The organism is Cupriavidus sp. 05T313, assembly GCF_056396665.1.
Genome location: NZ_JBFTLX010000650.1, coordinates 1 through 431 on the forward strand (window position 1 = coordinate 1; position 431 = coordinate 431).

The window sequence follows — 431 nt, forward strand, 5'->3', positions numbered from 1 at the left end:
ATTCTCTACCTGAYCACCTGTGTCGGTTTGGGGTACGGGCGGCTAAAACCTCGCGYCGATGCTTTTCTAGGCAGCATAGGATCACCGRATCCCCCCAWACGGGGGTCCCATCAGATCTCAGGCAYCATGARYGGCGGATTTGCCTACCGTTCGCCCTACATCCTTAGACCGGGACAACCATCGCCCGGCTCGGCTACCTTCCTGCGTCACACCTGTTAATACGCTTGCCTCCCAGGATCAGGTCCCGCGCTCCACCAAAACCCTCACACCACAAGGGTGATCGGGCAGGTCTCGGGCGGTTAGTATCCCCTGTTCARCATGGRCGGTTTTTCGCCGGTACGGGAATATCAACCCGTTGTCCWTCGACTACGCCTKTCGGCCTCGCCTTAGGTCCCGACTTACCCAGGGCAGATTAGCTTGACCCTGGAACC

General features: G+C 58.8%; 1 rRNA gene. It reads right to left on the reverse strand.

The features are described 5' to 3' along the window. Positions 1-431, reverse strand: a 23S ribosomal RNA gene (locus tag AC1DKD_RS42180); the annotation flags it as partial.